The following is a 20467-nucleotide window of genomic DNA, read 5'->3' on the forward strand; positions in this document are numbered from 1 at the left end:
GGACCAAGGTTCCGCCCCGCCCTGTCATCGGACGTGCAAGACCCGAGTCCAACCCTGTTGAACGCGCCGCCGATCCGTTTCCGTCGCACAAGTTCAGGCTGTGTGGGGTGCATGCAACGCTTTCCAAAACGTCATGAATTCCGCCGCTTTCCAGCCATGTTTTTCGCGCCCAAGGGCCTGAAATCTACATTCTGGAACACGGTTTTCATGACTCCGACCGCGCTCATGCTGCTCGCACTCGCTCCGACCGCCAGCGCCGCCGATATCCAGCCTTTGCAGCAGGAAGAGGTGACGACGGTCCTGCCCGACATCGAGGTGACGGCCGCCAAGCGCGGCGTGGCCCTGGGCGGACAGGAACCGATCGTCTCGTATGACGCCGCCCAGATCCAGGCCTTCGGCGCCACCAATATCGGCGAACTGGTGACCCTGCTGGAGGCCCAGACCCGCAGCGCGCGCGGCGGGTCCCCGGTCTTCCTGGTCAACGGCCGTCGCATCTCCGGCTTCCGTGAAATCCGCGGCATTCCGCCCGAGGCCATCGAGCGGTTCGACGTCCTGCCGGAAGAGACGGCCCTGTCCTACGGCTACAGCGCCAACCAGCGCGTCGTGAACATCGTGCTGAAGGCCGACTTCCGCTCGCTGACCGCCTCGGTCAACGTCAGCCGGTCGGACCAGGGCGGCCGGACGACGACGGCAAGCGAGAACAACCTTCTCAAGATCGCCGGGGCCGACCGCTGGTCGCTGGACATCAACGGCGAGAGCAGCAACGCCCTGTACGAGACCGAACGCAATATCGACCGCACCGACTCGAACAGGGTCGACTCGGCGGGCGACAACGGCGAGCGGAACGCCTATCGCACCCTGCTGCCGCGCGCGGCCGAGGCGTCGGTCGCGGGGACCTACAAGCACGACCTGAACGACAAGGTCGGCATGACCCTGAGCGGCAGCTTGGAGGACAGCAGCAGCCGCAGCTACTCGGGTCTGCCCAGCTTCAGTCTGAGCCTGCCGGCCGGCAATCCCTGGTCGCCCGGCGGGGCGGCGGCCGATCTGTATCGCTACGTCGGCCTGCCGGACGCCCTGCAGCGCCAGACCAATACGCGCGCTGCGGAACTGGGCACGGTGTTCGACGGCTACCTCGGGGACTGGCGCTGGACCGCCACGGGCGAATACAGCCGCACCGAGACGGACACCACCACCGGACGCGGCGTCAGCGCCGCCGCCCTGCAGGCCGCGATCACGGCGGGCGACACGACCGTGAACCCGTTCGGCGACCTGACCGGCGCGGTGACGACGTCCGCCCGCGACACCGCCAATTCGATCTCCCAGTCGGCGGAAGCCGAACTGGTGCTGAACGGCACGGCCTGGGAACTGCCGGCCGGTGGCGTCACCACGACCTTCAAGGTCGAAGGCGAACATCAGTCCCTGGATTCCGAAAGCGTCCGTTCAGGCGTGACGACCGACCGGTCCCAGGCGCGCGACCTGGGCAGCCTGCAGGCCAATTTCGATCTTCCGATCTCCAGCGTCGATCGCGGCGTCCTGCCCAGGATCGGCGATCTGTCGGCCAATATGAACCTGGCCTATCAGGAACTGTCGGACTTCGGCGGCGTCTCGACGCTGGGCGGTGGTCTGAACTGGTCGCCGGTCGCCCGACTGTCCCTGTCGGCCAACTATTCGGACGAGGACAAGGCTCCGACGATCCAGCAACTGAACGATCCCACCATCTCGACGCCGAACACCGCCGTCTTCGACTATTCGACCGGCCAGACCGTCCAGGTCGTCCAGATCACCGGCGGCGATCCGAACCTGAAGGCGGAGAACCGTCGAATCCTGAAGCTGGGCGTCAACTGGCAGCCGCTTTCGGCCACCGATCTGCGCCTGAATCTCGCCTATACCCGCACCGAGGTCGAGGATGAGATTTCCGGCTTCCCCGCCATCACCCCCGACCTCGAAGCCGCCCTGCCGGAGCGGTTCACCCGCGCGGCGCCCGAACCCGGCGCCGATCCGAATGTGCCTGGCGCCCTGCTGTCCATCGACGCCCGTCCGCTGAACTTCGCCAGCCGCGAGCAGCAGGACGTCCAGTGGGGCTTCAACTTCTCCAAGCCCTTCGGCAAGCCCAATCCGGCCATGATGGGTCAGAGGCCGGGCGGCCCGGGCGGCCGGCCCCCCGGGGGGGCGATGCGTATGGGCGGCGGGCCGGGCGGTCCTGGCGGCGGGCGGCTGCGCGGCTCCGCCGCCCCCGGCATGCAACCCGGCCAGGGCATGTTCAACTTCTCCCTGACGCACACCTGGCGCGTCCAGGACGAGGTGGTGATCCGCGACGGCCTGGCGCCCCTGAACCTGTTGGACGGGGATTCCATCTCCGGCTCGGGCGGCCAGTCGCGTCACGAGGTCCAGGTGCAGACCGGCCTGTTCAAGAACGGCTTCGGCGCCTTCGTCAACGCCAACTGGCGGTCGGGCACGACGGTCGAGGGCGACACCGCAGGGTCGGCCGATCTGGACTTCTCGGACCGCACGACGGTCAACCTGTTCGCCTTCGCCGATCTGACCCAGCGCACCGCCTGGGTCGAACGTTTTCCCTTCCTGAAGGGATCACGTGTCGGTCTGGGGGTGCAGAATATCTTCGACGACCGAACGTCCGTCACCAGCAGCGACGGGGCGACGCCGGTCAATTATCAGCGCGACTACCTGGACCCGCAGGGGCGGGTGTTCCGGATTAACCTGCGCAAGATCCTGTACTGATCCGAGGGGCAGGGCGGGGCTCGCGCCGTTCCGCCCTGTCGGCCCTCCGACCTGTCAGGGCCAGACCACCGCCAGGGCGATCAGGGCGGCGATGGCGACGAAGGCCAGGGGAAAGAACAGATGGTCGGACATGGCGACAGCCTAGCGGCCGCCCCGGGCCGCCACAAGCCGAGCGCGCGGCGCCTGGGCTGTGCGTTGCAACACGGCGGGGCGCGCAAGCCTTGACCGGCTCATGACTGCGGCTTACCCGGACAGACTGTTTTGCCGAGGACTGATCGAATGCCGCGCCTGATCCTGCTCCGCCATGGCCAGAGCCAGTGGAACCTTGAAAACCGTTTCACCGGCTGGGTCGATGTCGATCTGACGGCGGAAGGCGAGGCCCAGGCGCGTCGCGGCGGCGAACTGATCGCCGAGGCCGGGTTCACCCCTGCGGTCATGTTCACCTCGGTTTTGACGCGCGCCAAGCGCACCGGCGCCCTGGCCCTGCAGTCGGCGGGTCTGACCGATATCCCGGTGATCGAGGACTGGCGCCTGAACGAGCGCCACTACGGCGGTCTGACCGGGCTGAACAAGGCTGAGACGGCCGAGAAGCACGGCGAGGATCAGGTCAAGATCTGGCGCCGCAGCTATGACGTGCCGCCGCCCCCGCTGGCGCCGGGCGGCGAATTCGATTTCAACGCCGACCCCCGCTACGCCGACAAGCCCATCCCGGACACCGAAAGCCTGAAGACCACGCTGGAGCGGGTCGAACCCTATTGGAACGCCGAGATCGCCCCGCGCCTGAAGGCGGGCGAGGACGTGCTGATCGCCGCCCACGGCAACTCCCTGCGGGCCATCGTCAAACTCCTGTTCGCCGTACCGGACGACAAGATCGTGGGCGTGGAGATCCCGACGGGCAATCCGCTGGAGATCGATCTGGACGCCGATCTGAAGCCGACCGCCGCCCGCTATCTCGACGCCGCCCGCGCCGAAGAGCTGCCGACCGTCGCATGAGCTGGACCGACGCCGACCGCGCCTTCATGGCCCAGGCCATCGATCTGGCCACCGCCCGCATGGGCGAGACCTGGCCGAATCCGGCCGTGGGCTGCGTCATCGTCAAGGACGGTCGGATCATCGCCCAGGCCGCCACGGCCCCGGGCGGGCGTCCCCATGCCGAGGAACAGGCCGTGCCGGCCGCCGGGGCCGAGATCGAAGGCGCGACCGTCTATGTCACGCTGGAGCCCTGCGGCGCCCGGTCGTCGGGCCGCCAATCCTGCGCCCATTTCCTGACCGAGGCGGGGGTGGAGCGGGTCGTCATCGCCTGTCTGGACCCCTCGCCCTTCGCCGCCGGGCGCGGCACCGAACGTCTGCGCGCGAAGGGTCTGACGGTCGAGACCGGCCTGATGTGCGACGAGGGCGCGACCCTGTGCGAGGGCTTCCTGCACCGGTTGGAGACGGGGCGGCCCATGGTGCGGATCAGCACGGACGGCGTGGGCTTTGACGGTCGGTTCGTCGCTGCGGCCAAGGCCGATCTGGTGACTGAGCTGAAGCGGCTGGGCGAGGCGGGCTACACCCGCCTTTGGACCTCTGCGGGAGATCTGGCCGACGCCCTTCGCGAACAGGGTCTGCTGACCGAGTGACAACCGCCTGTTGCGCAAGGCTTTCTTAAGCCGGTTGCGGTTAATCTGGCTGAATGGTCCAGGCTGCTGAACCCCTTGTACGCAAGCGCCTCACCCAGGCGGAGCTGGACCTCGTCTGCGCCCGGCACGACCGTCTGTTCCAGGCCCGCCCCGGCGGCGCCCGCGCGGTCTTCGCCTGGCTCGACATCTCCTTTCTGAGCCTGAAGGGGCGCAACCTGGCCGACGCCGACTTCGCCGCCGCCTGTCTTGAGGGGTGCGACCTGACCGGGGCCAAGCTGGACAACGCCATCTTCTTCGGCGCGGACATGCAGGACGCCGTCCTGGCTGACGCCAGCCTGCGTCGCGCCGACCTGCGCGGCGCCTGTCTGCGCGGGGCCGACCTGTCCGGCGCGGACCTGTTCGAGGCCGACCTGCGCGAGGGCACCATCGCCGCCGCCGACGCCAAACTGGGCTTCAAGGTGATCGAGCCGCGCCAGCGCGAGGAGACCGAGGCGACGGGCGCCTGTCTGGCCGGCGCCAACCTGCAACGCTCCAAGATGTCGGGCGTCATCGCCATCAAGGCCGACTTCTCCGGCGCGGTGATGAAGGACTGCAAGATGGTCCGCGCCAACCTGAAACAGGCCGATTTCCGCGGCGCCGACCTGGCGGGCGCAGACCTCTCGGGCGCCAATCTGTCCGGCGCCGACATGCGCGACGCCATTCTGGTGGGCTGCAAGATGACCATGTGGTGCGCCGACGGCGCCAATATGGAAGGCGCCCTGACGGACAAGAGCACGGTCGGCGAGTCCGTGGCCCGGATGCCGGCGGCCGAAATGCTGCGCGAACACGCCCGCTGGTGCGAAACGGGCGGAAGCGAGGGCCAGCCCTCGGTGTTCGACGGCGTGGACCTGCGACCGCTGAAGTCGATCACCGGCCTGAACCTGACCGCCCTCTCGGCCAAGGGCGCGATCTTCTACGGGCTGGATATGGAGGGGGTGCAGTTGCAGGGCGCGCATCTGGAGAACGCCGACCTGCGTTCGGCCAACCTCCATCGCGCTGATCTGCGCGGCGCGCGCCTGAAGAACGCCAAGCTGAACGGCGCCGATCTGCGCGGCGCCCAACTCGGTCCCCTGCTGATCGCGGCCGACCGGTTGCTGTCGGCGGACCTGACCGGGGCGGTGCTGAGGGGGGCGGATCTGTCGGGCGCGGATCTGCGCCGGGCCGTCATGACCGGCGCGGACCTCGGCCGGGCGATCCTGCACGGCGCCCAGACCCGTCAGCTGGACCTTACGGGCGCCAATCTGACGGGCGTTCGCGGCCTGACCCTGGACGATCAGGCCGCCTGAGCGATCAGGCCAGCGCCTTCAACTGCTCGACCAGATCGGTCTTTTCCCAGCTGAAACCGCCGTCGGCGTCCGGCTCGCGGCCGAAATGGCCGTAGGCGGCGGTGCGGGCGTAGATGGGCTTGTTCAGCCCCAGATGGCTGCGGATGGCGCGCGGGGTCGCCCCGCCGATCAGGCCCAGCAGCTTCTCTTCCAGCAGGGTCTCGGAAATCTTGCCGGTGCCGTGCAGATCGACGTGGATCGACTGGGGCTTGGCCACGCCGATGGCGTAGGAGATCTGGATGGTGCAGCGGTCGGCCAGACCGGCGGCGACCACGTTCTTGGCCAGGTAGCGGCAGGCGTAGGCGGCTGAACGGTCCACCTTGGTCGGATCCTTGCCCGAGAAGGCGCCGCCGCCGTGGGGCGCCGCGCCGCCGTAGGTGTCGACGATGATCTTGCGGCCGGTCACGCCGGCGTCGCCGTCCGGACCGCCGATCTCGAAGATGCCGGTCGGGTTGATGTGCCAGACGGTGTTCTCGTCGGTGAAGCCCTCGGGCAGGACTTCCAGGATATAGGGTTTGACGATCTCGGCGACCTGTTCCGAACTCAGCCCCTTGGCGTGCTGGGTCGACAGGACGATGGAGGCGGCGCGCTTGGGTTTGCCATCCTCGTATTCGATCGTCACCTGGCTCTTGGCGTCGGGCTCCAGTTGCGAGCCGCCCGCGTGGCGGACATCAGCCAGGCGTTTCAGGATGTTGTGGCTGTACTGGAGGGTGGCCGGCATCAGTTCCGGCGTCTCGTTCGAGGCGTAGCCGAACATGATGCCCTGGTCGCCGGCGCCCTCGTCCTTTTCATTGGTCGAGTCGACGCCGACGGCGATGTCGGCCGACTGGGCGTGCAGGTGGCAGGCGTATTCCGCCGTTTCCCAGTGGAAGCCGTCCTGCTCGTAGCCGATGTCCTTGACCGCGGCGCGGACCAGAGGCTCCAGGCTGTCGATGATGGACTGGGTGAAGGCTTCGTTCTGTTCCCTGGTGTTGCCCGGCTGGGTCGCGCGGACCTCGCCGGCCAGGACGATCCGCTGGGTCGTGACCAGGGTCTCGCACGCCACGCGGGCCTCGGGATCCTTCGACAGGAAGGCGTCGACGACAGTATCCGAGATACGGTCGGCGACCTTGTCGGGGTGGCCCTCGGAGACGCTTTCCGAGGTGAAGAGGAAGGAAGAACGAGCGGCCAAAAGAGGCTCCTGTCAATGTCAGCCCGGCAAACATATAAAGACATGCTTATATGTTCAAGTGATCTTCCCGTCTTTGGTTCGCAGGAACCGCGCCGTGTCTGGTCGTGCCGGTGAAATCCGCTATGACGAGGCGGGGAGCGCGTGAATGCCTGAAAGCCTGTCGCCAAGAGAGATCGAGTGCGTTCGCCTGGCCGGCCTGGGCCTCGAGGACAAGGAGATCGCTGCGCGATTGGGCATTTCCCCCCGCACGGTCGGCAATCACCTGCATCGCGCCTACGTCAAACTGAAGGTCTCGGACCGCAGACTGGCGGCCCGGCGGCTGAGTAACGGCTACTCAGGGGAGCCGATACTCATTCCCGAACCGGCGGAAGACGGGCTTGGTGATGCGGCGTCGGCCGGACAATCGGACGACGACGGCCCGCTCGTTCGGTCCGCCTGGTCCTTGCCGGCTCCGCCTCGCGGCGTCGGCGCACGACTGGCGGTCATCGTGGCGGGGGCCGCCGTCGCCCTCTTGCTCGCCATCGGGATCGTGACGGCAGGCATGGTGGTTCCCTCCCTGTTCGACCGTATCGCTCCCGAATGGGCCCGCTGACGCGGGGATCCTTTTGGAGGACGGCAGAATGCGAAACATGAACGTCGGGGTGAAAGTCGCTCGCCAGGTCAGGACCGCCGAACACGCGATCGACCAGGCCATGATCGAGGTCTGCAAGCTGATCCAGACCGCGCTCGAGGGGCGGCTCGAGGCGCGTCTGGCGGCCGAGGTCGGTCAGGCGGCGCTGGAGGACATCGTGACCGGTCTGAACCGGCTCACGACGGTTCGTGCGGCGGTCGCCGCCGGCCACGCGGGGCTGTCGATCGTGGCGGACGACCACGCGATCGGTTGGCGTCTGGACGGCATGAGCGAGGACAAGGGCAAAGCCCAGGCGTCGGCGCCGTCCGGCGTGTTGCACCTGGCCGCCTGATCGGTTCTGACGGAATGCCTTCGCCGCTCTGGATCTTCGGCACGGCCCTGACCATTCTGGCGCTCGGGCTGCTCATCTGGAAGGGGGGGCGCCCCGAACGGGAGGCGGCCGCAGGGCTTTTCGTCGTGCAACTGGTTTCGGGCTGGGTCGATCACCTCGTCATCGGTGGTCAGTTCCGATGGGCGGTGGCCGCCGTTTCCTTCAGTCTTCTGGTCTGGTTCGTCCGACTCAGCCTTCGCTACGACCGCTGGTGGCTGCTGTTCGCGGCCGGGGCCCAGCTTCTCGCGCTCGGCACTCACGTCGCATCTCTGTTCGGATCCGACGTCCTCACCTGGTCGATCGTGACGACGCGGATGGTGGTCTGGGTGGAGATCATGATCCTCGGTCTGATCGGCGTCTGGGAAGCGACCTCGGCCCCCTACGCCAGACATCAATCCCTCAGCGCCAAGTCGCGCATCGCCTGAAATCTACAAGGACATCACAGCGTGGATACCCAACCTCTGAAGACCTTCATGCCGCTTTTCCGGTCATGGTTCGACACGACCCGACTGGCCGAGAAACTCGGCGGAGCGGGACTCTCGGGCAGCGAGGACAATCTGCTGGCCGACCTGGATCTCGGACCGATGGTCGAGGCGGAGACCAGCCTGCTCAACCACCAGCCCGCAAACGCTGCGGAGGCCGCCTGTCTGCTTGAGGTCGTGCGCCAGAACATCGCCGATGCGGGACGCTCCGACGGTCTCGATCTTCGTGCGATCGTCGCGGTCCAGACCTGGCTCGCCGATGCTTCGGTCGGCGCGCGGGGCGGCGAACCGGTGGAGCGGGTGTTGAGACAGACTCAGGTCTGACGGATCAGTCGCGCAGGCCCTTGGCCACGACCAGGAGGGCGTCGCGCTTTTCAGCGTCCCGGATGCTGCGGAAGGCGGACAACAGTTCCGCCACGCCCGGCGCGGCCAGAGCCAGTTCATCGCCCTCGGCCGTCTCGAGTTCGCCCAGCAGAGCCGCGCCCGTGGACTTCAGCACCGCTGCGATCTGCAGCAGGCGTGCGGCCGAGACGCGGTTGACGCCCCGCTCATACTTTTGAATTTGCTGGAAAGTCACGCCGGCGCCGGCGGCCAGTTGCGCCTGGGTGATGCGGAGTTCCTCGCGACGGGCGCGAATGCGGGCGCCGATTGCGATGTCTACTGGGTCGACTGCGTCGTTCATCTTGGCCTTCGGGCGTGCGAGAATACCTGCGTCAGGCCTGAAAATGACAAGGGCGTCAAGCCAAAGCTCGACGATACGGGAATCCTACGTACCGCGAATAGGTAAATATTCAACTTGAGGGAGAGGTTGTGAGCGAATCCTTCGCAACTGAAACGAAAGTAACCAAGACTGTTCCAGTCGATACTGGAGTCTCAAGCTCGCCTCATGTGAACAGGATACCTTATGGGGCTGCCTCAAGGGACTGAAAACTGCCCGAAGGGAAGCCTGAAGACTACGGTTCGGATCCGAAATCGATACGCCCGCAGCGACCCGATACTGGGCCTCGCGCCCAGGTTCAGGGCGAACACTGTTCTATTTGAAGGCCCGGAAACGATGGTGCCGCTTGCGTGACTCGAACACGCGACCCCCTCATTACGAATGAGGTGCTCTACCGGCTGAGCTAAAGCGGCCCGGTTGCGGAGGCGAAGCAGCCCGCGCGAGAGGGGCTCTTTATACGGGCGTATCGCGCTTGCCAAGCGCCGCTTTCAAGGTCGCGAGCAATGTGGCTTCGTCCGGGGCGTCCGCCACCGCCGGCGTCAGGCCGACGGCGCTCAGGGGCGCGGCGGCGGCGGGCGAGATACAGGCGATCACGACGCCGGTCAGGCGCGCCGCCGGCAGGGAGACGGGAACCAGGGCGGCCAGGGCCTGGGCCGCGCGCGGGGAGTGGATCAGCACGGCGTCGAACGCCTCTGGCGGCGCGGCGGCGGCGGTCGGGGCGGTGCGATAGACGTTCAGGGGGTGCAGGCTGACGGCGCGGGCGCCGGCGGCGGCCAGGGCGGCGGCGAGGTCGCCGGCGGGCGTCTCGGCCTGGGGCGCCAGCAGGGCGGCGTCGCTCAGTTCAGCGGCGATCCGGCGGGCGAGGGCGGTCAGGTCGCCCGAGGCGGAGCGGACGGCGACGAAGCCGGCCTCGCGCGCCGCCTGGGCGGTGGCGTCGCCGACGGCGAAGACCGGCCGGTCGCGCCTGGACGTCAGGGCGGCGAAGGCGGCGACGCCGTTCCGGCTGGTGAAGGCCAGGGCCGCGAACCGATCCAGATCCGGTACGGGCGGGCTCAGGGTCTCCACCGCCAGCAGGGGCTGGATCAGGGGCGTGAACCCCATGTCGCGCAGACGGCCGGCGGTGCGCGACGCGCCGGGCTGGGCGCGGGTGATCCAGACGCGGGGGCTCTGATCCGCGGCGCCCGGGGCCGTCATCCGTCCAGGCTCGCCGGATCGACCTCCTGATCGCCGGCGAAGGCGTGGACCTCGCCGCCCAGCCGTTCGCCCAGGGCGCGGGCGTCGGCCTCGGTGGGCTGGAACAGTTCGCCGACGCGGCGCCAGCGGGCCGAACCGTCGGGGCTCAGCATTTCGGTGGTCAGGCGCAGGGTGTCGCCCTCGATCAGGGCGTAGGCGCCGACGGCCGTGCGGCACGATCCCTCCAGCGCCGTCATCGCCCCCCGCTCGGCGGCGACGGCGACGGCGGTCTCCGGATGGTTCAGGGCGGCGACCCAGGGGGCGTCGATGTCCTCGGCGCGGGTCTGGATGGCCAGGGCGCCCTGGCCCGGCGCCGGCAAAAAGGCGTCCAGCGACAGTTTCTCGCGGATATGTTCGGTCACGCCCAGCCGGGTCATGCCCGAGACGGCCAGCAGTATGGCGTCGAAATCCCCCTCGGCGGCGCGGCGCAGCCGGGTGTCGATATTGCCGCGCAGCATCTCGACCTTCAGATCGGGCCGCAGGGCCAGGGCCTGGGCCTGGCGCCGCAGGCTGGCGGTGCCCAGCCGTGCGCCGAAGGGCAGTTGGTCGAAACTGTCGAAGTCGCGGCTGATGAAGGCGTCGCGGGCGTCCTCGCGTTCCGGGATGGCGGCGATGCACAGGCCCTCGGGCTGTTCGGCGGGCACGTCCTTCATCGAATGGATGGCGATGTCGATTCGCCGGTCCAGCAGGGCCTCCTCGATCTCCTTGGTGAACAGCGCCTTGCCGCCCATCTCCATCAGGCGGCGGTCCTGGATCCGGTCGCCGGTGGTGACGATCTCGACCAGGGGCACGGCGGTCTCGATGTCGGCCTCGGCCACGCCGAGCGCCCGGCCGATGGCCCGCTGCATCATGCCCGATTGGGCCAGGGCCAGCTTGGACCGCCGGGTGCCGATGCGGAGAGGAAGGTTCATGATCGTTGCTTACCGGACGCCGGATCGCTACCTCGACCCGATGGAGAGTTCCGCCGACTATAGCAGCGGCGCCGCAGCGGCAACCGGACGCGATGTCCGACCCCTGACGGTGCTGGGTCTCGAGACCAGCTGCGACGAGACCGCCGCCTCGGTGGTGCGCCTGCACCCGTCCGAACGGGGCGGCCGGGCCGAGGTCCTGTCTTCGGTCGTCCACAGCCAGATCGACGATCACGCGGCCTATGGCGGCGTCGTCCCCGAAATCGCCGCCCGCAGCCATGTCGAGATGATCGCCGGGGTCACGCGCCGCGCCATGGCCGAAGCCGGTCTGGGCTATGGCGGCCTCGACGGAATCGCCGCGACGGCCGGGCCGGGCCTGGTCGGCGGCGTCATGGTGGGCCTCAGCTTCGGCAAGGCGGCGGCCCTGGCGCGGGGTCTGCCCCTGGTGGCGGTCAATCACCTGGAGGGGCACGCGGTCTCGGCCCGGTTGGGCGAGGAAGTGACCTATCCCTTCCTGCTGCTGCTGGTCTCCGGCGGCCACTGCCAACTGCTGGAGGTGCGCGGCGTCGGCGACATGAGCCGGATCGGCGCCACTATCGACGACGCGGCCGGCGAGGCCTTCGACAAGATCGCCAAGGCCCTGGGCCTCGGCTATCCCGGCGGGCCGGCGCTGGAGCGGCTGGCGATGCAGGGCGACGGCTCGAAGATCGATCTTCCGCGCGCCCTGCTGGGCCGCAAGGACTGCGACTTCTCCTTCTCGGGTCTGAAGACGGCCGCCTTCCGCATCGCCCAGACCTGCGAGACCGAGCAGGACAGGGCCGATCTGGCCGATGCGGTCCAGACCGCCATCGCCCGGCAACTGTCGGATCGCTCCGAGCGGGCCCTGGCCGCCTATGCCGAGACCCACGATCACCGGCTGTTCGTGGTCGCGGGCGGCGTCGCGGCCAACAAGACGATCCGCGCGACCTTGCAGGCGACGGCGGCGAAACACGGCTTCGACTTCCTGGCGCCGCCCATGGCCTATTGCACCGACAACGCCGCCATGATCGCCCTGGCGGGAGCCGAGCGGCTGGCCCTGGGGCTGACCAGCGACATCGACGTGGTCGCCCGGCCGCGATGGCCGCTGGACGAAGCCCGCGCCCTGGCCGATCCTTCGCACAAGCCGGGCCGCAAGGGCGCGAAAGCATGACCAACGAGACCGCCTCGGGAGGGCGCATGGAATTCCGCACCGCAGGGGTCATCGGCGCCGGCGCCTGGGGCACGGCCCTGGCCCAGGTCTGCGTCCGCGCCGGACTGGACACCACGCTTCAGGCGCGCGAGCCCCAGTTGGTCGAGACCCTGGCGGCGACGCGGGCCAATGACCTGTATCTGCCGGGCGTCACCCTGGCCGAGGCTCTCAAATTCACCGCCGATCTGGCCGATCTGCGCGACTGCGACCTGATCCTGGCCGTGCCCCCGGCCCAGCATATGCGGGCGACCCTGACGGCCTTTGCGCCCCATCACCGCGCCGGCGTGCCGGTGGTGCTCTGCTCCAAGGGGGTCGAGCGCCGCACGATGAAACTGATGACCGAGGTGCTGGCCGAGACCCTGCCGGACGCCCCGGCGGCGGTTCTGTCCGGCCCCAGTTTCGCCGGCGAAGTGGCGCGCGGCTTGCCGACAGCCGTCACTTTGGCTTGCGCCGACCCGTTGCTGGGCCAGGCCCTGCTGAACACCCTGTCGGCCCCGGGCTTCAGGCCCTATCTGGCCACAGACCTGGTCGGGGCCGAGGCCGGCGGCGCGCTGAAGAATGTGCTGGCCATCGCCTGCGGTGTTTCCGAGGGACGGCAGCTGGGCCGCAGCGCCCACGCCGCATTGATCACGCGCGGCTTTGCGGAAATGACCCGCCTCGCTGTCGCCATGGGTGGACAGGCCGAGACGGTGGCGGGCCTGTGCGGCCTGGGCGACCTGGTCCTGACCTGTTCCAGCCCCCAGTCGCGCAACATGAGCCTGGGCCTAGCCCTGGGCCAAGGCCAGACAGTGGAACAGGCCCTGGCCGGCAAACGTTCGGTGGCCGAAGGTTATGAGAGCGCGCCGGCCGTGCGCGCCCTGGCCGCGCGGCTGGGGGTGGAGACTCCCATCGCCGAGGGCATCGCCGCCTTGCTGGCGGGCGAGATCACCGTGGACGGCCTGATCGACGGCCTGCTGTCGCGCCCGCTGAAGGCCGAACGTGTCTGACGAGACGCCGAGCGAGCGCAAACGGGTCTGGAAGACGCCGCCGAACGTGGCCCTGTGCGCCGAGGCCGACATCGCCGAGCCCGGCGCGCGCGGCTTCGTGCTTCAGATCGGCGAGGCCTTCTTCCATGGTTTCGTGGTGCGCAAGGACGGGGCGGTGGCCGGCTGGGTCGATCGCTGTCCGCACGCCGGTTTTCCCATCGCCATGGAGATCGACCGCTATCTGACGCCGGACGGCGCCCTGATCCTGTGCGGCTGGCACGGGGCGGTGTTCGAACCCCTGACCGGCGAATGCAAGGGCGGCCCCTGCGCCGGCGGGCGACTGACGCCCTGGCCGGTGACGACCAGCGGCGGCGTCATCCGCACGGCCTAACCGCCCCACACGCCGGGGCGCTGGGGCGGAAGCGGCTTCAGTCCAGCGGCTTCAGTCCAGGGGCTGGGGCCGGGTCACGACCGGAGCGTTCGGGTCGGTCTGGGCCGGACGCGCGGCGGTCGGTGCGGGCGCGACGACGACGACCGGCGCCGGCGTTGCGGAGGGGGGCGTCGAGACGGCCGCCGGGGCCTGAGCCGTCGGGCCCCGGGGCGCCGGGGTTTGCGTCGTTGATTGCGCCGGCGTCTGGGGACGCGTCGTCGTCGCGGGGCGAGCGGACGAGGTCGGGGGCGTGGTCCGGCCCGTGGTCCGGGCCGTTGTCGGAGCCGGGGCCGCCGCTGGCCGCGCGGCCGCACCCGCGGGTGTTTCCTCGACCGGTGCGGCTTCAACGGGCGCTGCGGTCTCGACCGGCGTCTCCACGGGCGCGGCGGCCGGGGTCAGGGCTTCAGGCGCAACGGCTTCGGGCGCCGCCGCCGGGGCGGGGGCAACCGGCGCGGCCACAGGGGCGGGACGCAGGGCGAACCACAGGCCGCCGCCCACGGCCAGAACCGCCAGCACCCCGACGCCGATGTACAGCGGCAGGCGCGACGGCCGCCGGGGCGCGGCGCGCGCGAAACTGGGCGTGACCGAAGGGGCGGCCTCAACAGCAGGAGACGGCTCAAGCGGGGCCAGGGCGGGGGCCGCGACCACGGGCGCCGCGGCGGCCTGTTCGGCGACATCGGGCTGATCGACAGGCGCCGTTGGCGGTTCGGCCGAGACGGGGGGCAGGGGGGCGGGCGCCGAAGGAGCGTTGGTCAGACCCGCGCCGGGCAGGGGCCGCACGGTCGTGTCGGCGCTGGGCGCGGGTGCGGGCTCTGGCTGTGGCGCAGGCGTCACCGGACCGGAGCGCGGACGCGCCTGGGGGATCAGCGACCCGCTCAGGATATTGCCGCCGGCGCGCGGCGCAGGGACACGGCGCGGCGGCTCCTGAACCTGTCCCGAAACCTGGCCCCCGCTCGGGCCTGTCTGGCCCAGCGGCGTCGTGCGCGGCGGGCGATTGGGAATCCGGTCCAGCGGATTGGGCGCGACCGGCACCGGGCCGACGTGGAAGGTGGTCGTGGGCATGCGCCCCCAGGTCACCTGTTTGCGCACGAACGGCTCCGGCGGTCCTCCCGATGGACCGTTCGAGGCGGGCGGCGTAGCGGGGGTGATCTTGGCGTCGTCGGACATGATACTCTAATCGCTGGCGATCTGGCCGGTTTCGTGACGGCTCAGCTCTTGAGGCGGTAGCCGGTCTTGAACATCCACATGACCACGGCCAGGCAGACGACGAAGAAGCCCAGGGTGGCGGCCACGCTGATGCCGATGGGAACGTCGCCCTGGCCATAGAAGGTCCAGCGGAAGCCCGAGATCAGATAGACCACCGGATTGAAATGGGCCACCGCGCGCCAGACGTCAGGCAGCATGTTGATCGAATAGAAGGAGCCGCCCAGGAAGGTCAGGGGCGTCACGATCAGCATGGGGATGAAGTTCAGCTGTTCGAAACTGCCGGCCCAGATGCCGATGATGAAGCCGAACAGGCTGAAGGTCACCGAGATCAGCACCAGCATGGCCAGCATGCCTACAGGGTGCAGCACCTGCAGCGGCACGAACAGGGTCGAGGTGGCCAGGATGATCAGGCCCAGCACCGCCGACTTGGTCGCCGCCGCCCCGACATAGGCGATCACCACCTCCAGCGACGACACGGGCGCCGACAGGATCTCGTAGATGGTGCCGGTGAATTTCGGGAAATAGATGCCGAAGGAGGCGTTGAAGATCGACTGGGTGAACAGGCTCAGCATGATCAGGCCCGGCACGATGAAGGCGCCATAGGCCACGCCGTCGATCGCCTCCATCCGGCTGCCGATCGCGCTGCCGAAGACGATGAAATAGAGGGCGGTGGTGATCACCGGCGTGACCACGCTCTGCCAGATGGTGCGCAGGGCCCGCGCCATCTCGAACCGATAGATGGCCCAGACGCCATGTCCGTTGAAGTTCATCAGACGGTCTCCCCATCGCGGTGGACCAGGCTGACGAAGATGTCTTCCAGCGAGCTCTGGCGGGTGTTCAGATCCTTGAAGCCGATATTCAGCCGTTCCAGCCGGCGGATCAGCGAGGGCACGCCGGTGTCGTCGGCGTTGGCGTCGAAACTATATTCCAGCTCGCTTCCGTCGGCCTTCAGCGCCAGATCCCAGTCGGACAGATCGGCCGGCAGGGCGGGCAGGGGTTCGATCAGGTTCAAGGTCAGGGTCTTCTTGCCCAGCTTCTTCATCAGGGCGGTCTTTTCCTCGACCAGGATCAGTTCGCCGTTCAGGATCACCCCCACCCGGTCGGCCATCTCCTCGGCCTCCTCGATATAGTGGGTGGTCAATATGATGGTGACGCCCCGCTCGCGCAGCTTGCGGACCATGGCCCACATGTCGCGGCGCAGTTCGACGTCCACCCCGGCGGTCGGCTCGTCCAGGAACAGGATGTCCGGCTCGTGGCTCAGGGCCTTGGCGATCATCACCCGGCGCTTCATCCCGCCCGACAGGGTCATGATCTTGGCGTCGCGCTTGTCCCACAGGGACAGGTCTCTCAGGATCTGCTCGATCAGGGCCGGGTTCGCCGCCTTGCCGAACAGGCCCCGGCTGAAGGTGACGGTGGCCAGCACCGTCTCGAAGGCGTCGGTGGTCAGTTCCTGCGGCACCAGTCCGATCTTGGTGCGGGCGGCGCGGAAATCCTTGCGGATGTCGTGGCCGTCGGCGATCACCGTGCCCGTCGTGGCGTTGACGATGCCGCAGACGATGGAGATCAGGGTGGTCTTGCCCGCTCCGTTCGGACCCAGCAGGGCGAAGATCTCGCCCTTCTCAATGGTCAGGTCCACGCGTTTCAGCGCCTGAAGCCCCGACTTGTAGGTCTTGGTCAGGCCTTCGATCTCGATAACCGGCATGGGCGCTCCTGATCCGAGGCGGAAACGCCTGGCGTCGTCGTGGCGGGAATATGGCGTTCCCCTCGCAGGGCTCAAGGGGCCAGCGGCAATCATTAGGCGCTTGCTTGCTAAAATATTTGAGCAAGCATATGCTTGCTGTTGTTGGCAGCAAGCAGGATTCGTTATGGACGACCATCAGGCTCAATCCAAAGGCGGCTTGGCGAGGGCGCGTCGGCTTTCTCCCGCCGAGAGGAGTGCCATTGCACGCAAGGCGGCCTTGGCAAAGCACGGCAAAGGACTGCCGAAGGCCATCGCAGAAGGTACACTGATTATCGGGACACTACGTATCCCCTGCGCGGTGCTGGAGGATGAAACCCGTGTGCTGACGCAAGAGGGCTTCCTGACGGCAATCGGACGCGCGGGTAAGGCGAAAGGTGGCGAGGGAGCTGGTATCGATGGAAAACCCGCCTTCTTGCGCGCACAAAATCTAGAACCCTTCATTTCCGACGAGCTGATAGCGTCCACGATTCCGATCGAATTCGTCCCATTGCGGGGACCGGGATATCAGGGGCGCGCTTTCGGATACCGTGCGCGAATGCTTCCTGACGTGTGCTGGGTTTATCAGGATGCGCTTGTGGCTGGAAAGCTTCTACCCAGCCAACAACATATCGGCACGGCCTGTCGCGATTTCCTTAAAGCGCTGACGAACCACGCCATCGACGACCTGGTTGATCTTGCGACCGGCTTCGAAGACATGCGCAAGCGGCGCGCAATCAACAAGATCATTGACCAGTATGTCGAGAAGGAAGCGCGTCCTTGGGTCAAAATGTTTGACCTTGGTTTCTACCGCCACATCTACCGCCTGAACGGCTGGGATTTTGACCCAGAGAACACGGCTCGACCAGGCGTCATCGGCACTTGGACAAACGATATTTACGAACGCCTCGCCCCCGGTGTCCGCGAAGCTTTGCACGCCCGTGTTCGGCGCAACGAAAAAGGAAAGCCAACCCAAAAGCTAACACAGCTTCTGACGCCCGAGGAAGGAAAGCCGGCATTGGAGCGCTTGCTGGAGGGTGTGGTGCTGTTGATGCGCATGTCGGGGACCTGGGCCGAGTTCAAAACGAAACTTGAAGAGTATTATCCGAAGTTCGACGATACTCGGCAAATACCCTTCAGCGGCTCAACATTCAGCTTGCCGCCGCCTAAACCTTCACTCATCGCTTCGAAGCGGCCTATCGCGCAATCTTCGACAACCACTCCGGCTTCAGAGCGGTTGCTCTAGCGGCACTACCGTTTTTACATTCTCGTGGCGGTTAGCCATGACGTCTCGGCATCGTCGTAACCCTTCCCAAGCCCCGTCTTTGTAAGCACGAGAAGCCGTTGTTAACCCAAAGACGGCACGGTGGCGTCTTCGTCGCCTGCAGACGGGAGTGCCTCTTGTCCTCGCTGTCCGTCGCCCACCGCGCCGCCCTGCAGGCGGTCGTCCAGGCCGCGCCTGACGCGGTCCTGACGCAGCTGCGGGCGGCCGTCCCGTCCCTGGGCGGGGACAAGGCGGCGGAACTGACCGCCATGATCGTGCAGGAGGCGCGCGACCGCGCCCGGCGCGACCTGGCCTTCGCCCCCCTTCTCCCCCTGTTCCAACCCCGCGCCGACCGAACTCCGGCCCTGATCTTTCCGCCGGCCGTCCTGGCGCGGGTCTGGCGCGAGGCGCGGACGGGCGAGGAGGCCTTCCTGGGATTGCTGGACGGGGCGGGCGTCGGCGAGGGCGAATGGACCCTGGCGGCGGATCGGCTGTGCGCACGGGCGGCTGCGGTGCTGCGGGACCGGCCTCGCGACGTCTGGCCGGACGACCAATGGCCCGACCCGACGGCCGGCCAGGCTGAAACCCCGGCCGCCAGCCCGGCGGAACTGGCCGGTTGTTTCGACCTGGCGCCCCTGGCGCGAACCGCCGTGGCCCGCCTGTCGGTCTGGCTGGAGCGGCCCGACGACAATCAGTTGGCGGGGCTGCGGCTGCTGATCCAGGACTGTCTGGCGATATCGCCCGAGGGCGGGCGGCGGATGATCGACATTCTGTTCGCCCATGTCGCCGACGCTGAGCGGATGCTGCGGATCGTCACGCGCACCAGCCGCCTGGCCGACACTGAGGCCATTCTCAGCCATTCCGAAATGGGCGTCTTCGTCGAACGGCTGCTGACGTCGGTCCAGAGCCGTGTCCAGCGCATCGCCGCCTGTCTGTCGCCCCGCGACGGGCCGGACATGACCCAGGCGGTGGAGGACGCGACCTGGTGCGCCGGGGTGCTGGCCGAAATGGACATGACCCTGATGGTCCGGCCCGATTCGCCCTGGGGCAAGACGGCGCGGATGGCGCGGGTCCAGGTGGCCGGCCAGCTGTCGGGCCTGATGAAGTCGACCTCGGCCGCCGTCCACGCCGCCCTGCCGATGAAGCGTCAGGTCCTGACCGGGCGGATGACGCGCCTGTGCCCCTGGCTGGAGGCGCCGGCCAAGGGCGAACCCATCGAGGCGGCGGCCGCCCTGCTGGGGGCGGTTTCGGGCCTGCGCGGCGCGGCCAACACCTTCGGCTGCGAGGCGGACCGGATGGCGCTGAAGACCGAGCTGACCGACTATCTGTCCACCTGGGCCAATGAGGCGCTGGACAGCATCGCCGACGGCGATGTGGCCGATCCCGATCAGGCCCTGCGTCTGGTCGGAACGGCGGCCCGTTTCCTGACCCTGGTCGAGGCGCTGGAGGCGGCGCGGGCTGTGCGACGGCGCGCGGCCGCCGCCGAGGCCGCAAGGGCGACGACAGGTGTGACGACTGGCGCGACGACTGGGGCCTCGCCCGGCGTCGTCTGATGCGATAGACGGCGGGGATGATCGTCTTCTGGATAATGACCGGCCTGGCGGCGGCGATGGCCGGCCTGCTGGTGCTGACCGGGGCGCGACGCGGGGCTGATGCGGCCGGCGCCGACGCCGATGTCGGCGGTCGCGAACTGGACGAACTGGACCGGTTGAAGGAGCGCGGCCTGCTGGACGAAACGGCCCACGCCGCCGCACGGGCCGAGGCGGGGCGGCGGCTGCTGGCGGGTCAGGCCGTGGCTGCGGCCACGCCCGTGGCCGGCCGGCATGACCGCTTCTGGGTGTTGGGCGGGATCGCGGCGACGACGGCGGGGGCGCTGGCCCTCTATGTCCTGACCGGATCGCCGGGCCTGCCGGACCAGGCCTATGAGCGGCGGGTCGATCAATGGTCCACCCAGCTGGAAACCCTGGAGCCGGCGCAACTGGCGGCGGTGACGGCGGGGGTGGCGCGGGACAATCCGCAGGACCGTCAGGCCCTGGCTATGCTGGGCGCGGCCCGGTTCGCCGCCGACGACCCGCTGGGCGCCGCCTCGGCCTTTCGCCGGCTGATCGAACTGGAGCCCGGCGACGCTCGGGCCTGGGCGCGGCTGGGCGAAAGCCTGGTGCGGGCCGATGACGGCCGGATCGGCGGCGACGCCGAGGCCGCCTTCCGCCAGGCGGTGAACCTGGACCCGGACCAGTTGGGCGCCCGCTTCTTCCTGGGCCAGGCGGCGCTTGAGCGGGGCGATACGACGACGACGCGCGCGCAATGGACGCCGTTGATCGCCGCCCTGGACCCGGCCGATCCGCGCCGGATCGACCTGGAACGGCGCCTGCCTGCGGATAAGGCGCAATGACACATTGGCGGCCGGCCCCCGCCGCTATAGACC

Annotated in this window: 21 protein-coding genes and 1 tRNA gene; 14 read left to right on the plus strand and 8 right to left on the minus strand. The window is 68.5% G+C overall.

Annotation, left to right across the window (positions count from 1 at the left end; genetic code table 11):
• The first annotated feature begins 207 nt into the window (after positions 1 to 207).
• The 4 genes from ACW18C_RS02880 to ACW18C_RS02895 all read left to right on the plus strand — a co-directional run bounded on the left by ACW18C_RS02880 (position 208) and on the right by ACW18C_RS02895 (position 5680).
• Complete coding sequence (locus ACW18C_RS02880) at positions 208 to 2736, plus strand: TonB-dependent receptor plug domain-containing protein (RefSeq protein WP_492072717.1); 2529 nt, start codon at positions 208 to 210, stop codon at positions 2734 to 2736.
• Between the two features lie 279 nt (positions 2737 to 3015).
• Positions 3016 to 3729 (plus strand): 2,3-diphosphoglycerate-dependent phosphoglycerate mutase, encoded by a 714-nt coding sequence (gene gpmA, locus ACW18C_RS02885; RefSeq protein WP_008260311.1) that lies wholly within the window; start codon positions 3016 to 3018, stop codon positions 3727 to 3729.
• Entirely contained in the window at positions 3726 to 4355 is a 630-nt protein-coding gene (locus ACW18C_RS02890; RefSeq protein WP_035307921.1) for a bifunctional diaminohydroxyphosphoribosylaminopyrimidine deaminase/5-amino-6-(5-phosphoribosylamino)uracil reductase RibD, read from the plus strand. Before gpmA ends, ACW18C_RS02890 begins: the two co-directional genes overlap by 4 nt.
• 53 nt (positions 4356 to 4408) lie before the next feature.
• Positions 4409 to 5680 (plus strand): pentapeptide repeat-containing protein, encoded by a 1272-nt coding sequence (locus ACW18C_RS02895; protein WP_492072719.1) that lies wholly within the window; start codon positions 4409 to 4411, stop codon positions 5678 to 5680.
• Between the two features lie 4 nt (positions 5681 to 5684).
• On the opposite strand, the gene metK is transcribed toward ACW18C_RS02895, so the two are convergent.
• Positions 5685 to 6890 (minus strand): methionine adenosyltransferase, encoded by a 1206-nt coding sequence (gene metK / locus ACW18C_RS02900; protein ID WP_154726806.1) that lies wholly within the window; start codon positions 6888 to 6890, stop codon positions 5685 to 5687.
• Between the two features lie 145 nt (positions 6891 to 7035).
• Here metK and ACW18C_RS02905 point away from each other — a divergent pair, with 145 nt between their 5' ends.
• Genes ACW18C_RS02905 through ACW18C_RS02920 form a run of 4 tightly spaced genes read left to right on the plus strand, consistent with a single transcriptional unit; the run spans position 7036 to position 8697 of the window.
• On the plus strand, positions 7036 to 7482 hold the full coding sequence (locus tag ACW18C_RS02905) for a helix-turn-helix domain-containing protein (RefSeq protein ID WP_292147236.1): 447 nt from the start codon (positions 7036 to 7038) through the stop codon (positions 7480 to 7482).
• Positions 7483 to 7510: 28 nt separating this feature from the next.
• On the plus strand, positions 7511 to 7852 hold the full coding sequence (locus ACW18C_RS02910; RefSeq protein ID WP_492072721.1) for a hypothetical protein: 342 nt from the start codon (positions 7511 to 7513) through the stop codon (positions 7850 to 7852).
• A 14-nt stretch (positions 7853 to 7866) separates the two neighbouring features.
• Positions 7867 to 8316: a hypothetical protein gene (locus ACW18C_RS02915; protein WP_492072723.1), complete on the plus strand. Its 450-nt coding sequence runs from the start codon at positions 7867 to 7869 to the stop codon at positions 8314 to 8316.
• A 21-nt stretch (positions 8317 to 8337) separates the two neighbouring features.
• Positions 8338 to 8697 (plus strand): hypothetical protein, encoded by a 360-nt coding sequence (locus ACW18C_RS02920; protein ID WP_492072724.1) that lies wholly within the window; start codon positions 8338 to 8340, stop codon positions 8695 to 8697.
• Positions 8698 to 8701: 4 nt separating this feature from the next.
• Here the strand turns inward: ACW18C_RS02920 and ACW18C_RS02925 are convergent, their stop codons facing one another.
• The 4 genes from ACW18C_RS02925 to hemC all read right to left on the minus strand — a co-directional run bounded on the left by ACW18C_RS02925 (position 8702) and on the right by hemC (position 11235).
• A complete protein-coding gene (locus tag ACW18C_RS02925) occupies positions 8702 to 9055 on the minus strand; it encodes a helix-turn-helix domain-containing protein (RefSeq protein ID WP_008262454.1) in 354 nt (117 codons plus the stop codon).
• 373 nt (positions 9056 to 9428) lie between these two features.
• Positions 9429 to 9504, minus strand: a tRNA-Thr gene (locus ACW18C_RS02930).
• A gap of 40 nt (positions 9505 to 9544) precedes the next feature.
• Complete coding sequence (locus tag ACW18C_RS02935; protein WP_492072725.1) at positions 9545 to 10285, minus strand: uroporphyrinogen-III synthase; 741 nt, start codon at positions 10283 to 10285, stop codon at positions 9545 to 9547.
• Positions 10282 to 11235 carry a hydroxymethylbilane synthase gene (gene hemC, locus ACW18C_RS02940; protein WP_492072726.1) on the minus strand — a complete coding sequence of 318 codons (954 nt, stop codon included), beginning with the start codon at positions 11233 to 11235 and terminating at the stop codon, positions 10282 to 10284. The genes ACW18C_RS02935 and hemC overlap by 4 nt, the downstream gene beginning before the upstream one ends.
• On the opposite strand from hemC, the gene tsaD reads away from it, so the two are divergent.
• The 3 genes from tsaD to ACW18C_RS02955 are packed head-to-tail and all read left to right on the plus strand — an operon-like array spanning position 11234 to position 13816.
• The gene (gene tsaD / locus ACW18C_RS02945; protein WP_492072727.1) at positions 11234 to 12421 is read left to right on the plus strand and encodes a tRNA (adenosine(37)-N6)-threonylcarbamoyltransferase complex transferase subunit TsaD; all 1188 of its coding nucleotides are present in this window, start codon (positions 11234 to 11236) and stop codon (positions 12419 to 12421) included. The genes hemC and tsaD overlap by 2 nt on opposite strands.
• Positions 12422 to 12447: 26 nt before the next feature.
• Positions 12448 to 13446, plus strand: a complete 999-nt coding sequence (locus tag ACW18C_RS02950; protein WP_492073962.1) for an NAD(P)H-dependent glycerol-3-phosphate dehydrogenase — start codon at positions 12448 to 12450, stop codon at positions 13444 to 13446.
• Positions 13439 to 13816, plus strand: a complete 378-nt coding sequence (locus tag ACW18C_RS02955) for a Rieske (2Fe-2S) protein (protein ID WP_035307947.1) — start codon at positions 13439 to 13441, stop codon at positions 13814 to 13816. Before ACW18C_RS02950 ends, ACW18C_RS02955 begins: the two co-directional genes overlap by 8 nt.
• Positions 13817 to 13867: 51 nt before the next feature.
• Here the strand turns inward: ACW18C_RS02955 and ACW18C_RS02960 are convergent, their stop codons facing one another.
• The 3 genes from ACW18C_RS02960 to ACW18C_RS02970 are packed head-to-tail and all read right to left on the minus strand — an operon-like array spanning position 13868 to position 16763.
• Positions 13868 to 15022: a hypothetical protein gene (locus ACW18C_RS02960; RefSeq protein ID WP_492072728.1), complete on the minus strand. Its 1155-nt coding sequence runs from the start codon at positions 15020 to 15022 to the stop codon at positions 13868 to 13870.
• 41 nt (positions 15023 to 15063) lie between these two features.
• A complete protein-coding gene (locus tag ACW18C_RS02965; RefSeq protein ID WP_372705327.1) occupies positions 15064 to 15831 on the minus strand; it encodes an ABC transporter permease in 768 nt (255 codons plus the stop codon).
• Positions 15831 to 16763 carry an ABC transporter ATP-binding protein gene (locus ACW18C_RS02970; RefSeq protein WP_492072729.1) on the minus strand — a complete coding sequence of 311 codons (933 nt, stop codon included), beginning with the start codon at positions 16761 to 16763 and terminating at the stop codon, positions 15831 to 15833. The genes ACW18C_RS02965 and ACW18C_RS02970 overlap by 1 nt, the downstream gene beginning before the upstream one ends.
• Positions 16764 to 16926: 163 nt before the next feature.
• On the opposite strand from ACW18C_RS02970, the gene ACW18C_RS02975 reads away from it, so the two are divergent.
• The 3 genes from ACW18C_RS02975 to ccmI all read left to right on the plus strand — a co-directional run bounded on the left by ACW18C_RS02975 (position 16927) and on the right by ccmI (position 20434).
• Positions 16927 to 18024 carry a P63C domain-containing protein gene (locus ACW18C_RS02975; RefSeq protein ID WP_492072730.1) on the plus strand — a complete coding sequence of 366 codons (1098 nt, stop codon included), beginning with the start codon at positions 16927 to 16929 and terminating at the stop codon, positions 18022 to 18024.
• 155 nt (positions 18025 to 18179) lie between these two features.
• Entirely contained in the window at positions 18180 to 19595 is a 1416-nt protein-coding gene (locus ACW18C_RS02980; protein ID WP_492072731.1) for a hypothetical protein, read from the plus strand.
• Between the two features lie 17 nt (positions 19596 to 19612).
• Entirely contained in the window at positions 19613 to 20434 is an 822-nt protein-coding gene (gene ccmI, locus ACW18C_RS02985) for a c-type cytochrome biogenesis protein CcmI (protein WP_492072732.1), read from the plus strand.
• Positions 20435 to 20467 lie beyond the last annotated feature (33 nt).

This window comes from Brevundimonas sp. FV1ye7S (genome assembly GCF_058680995.1).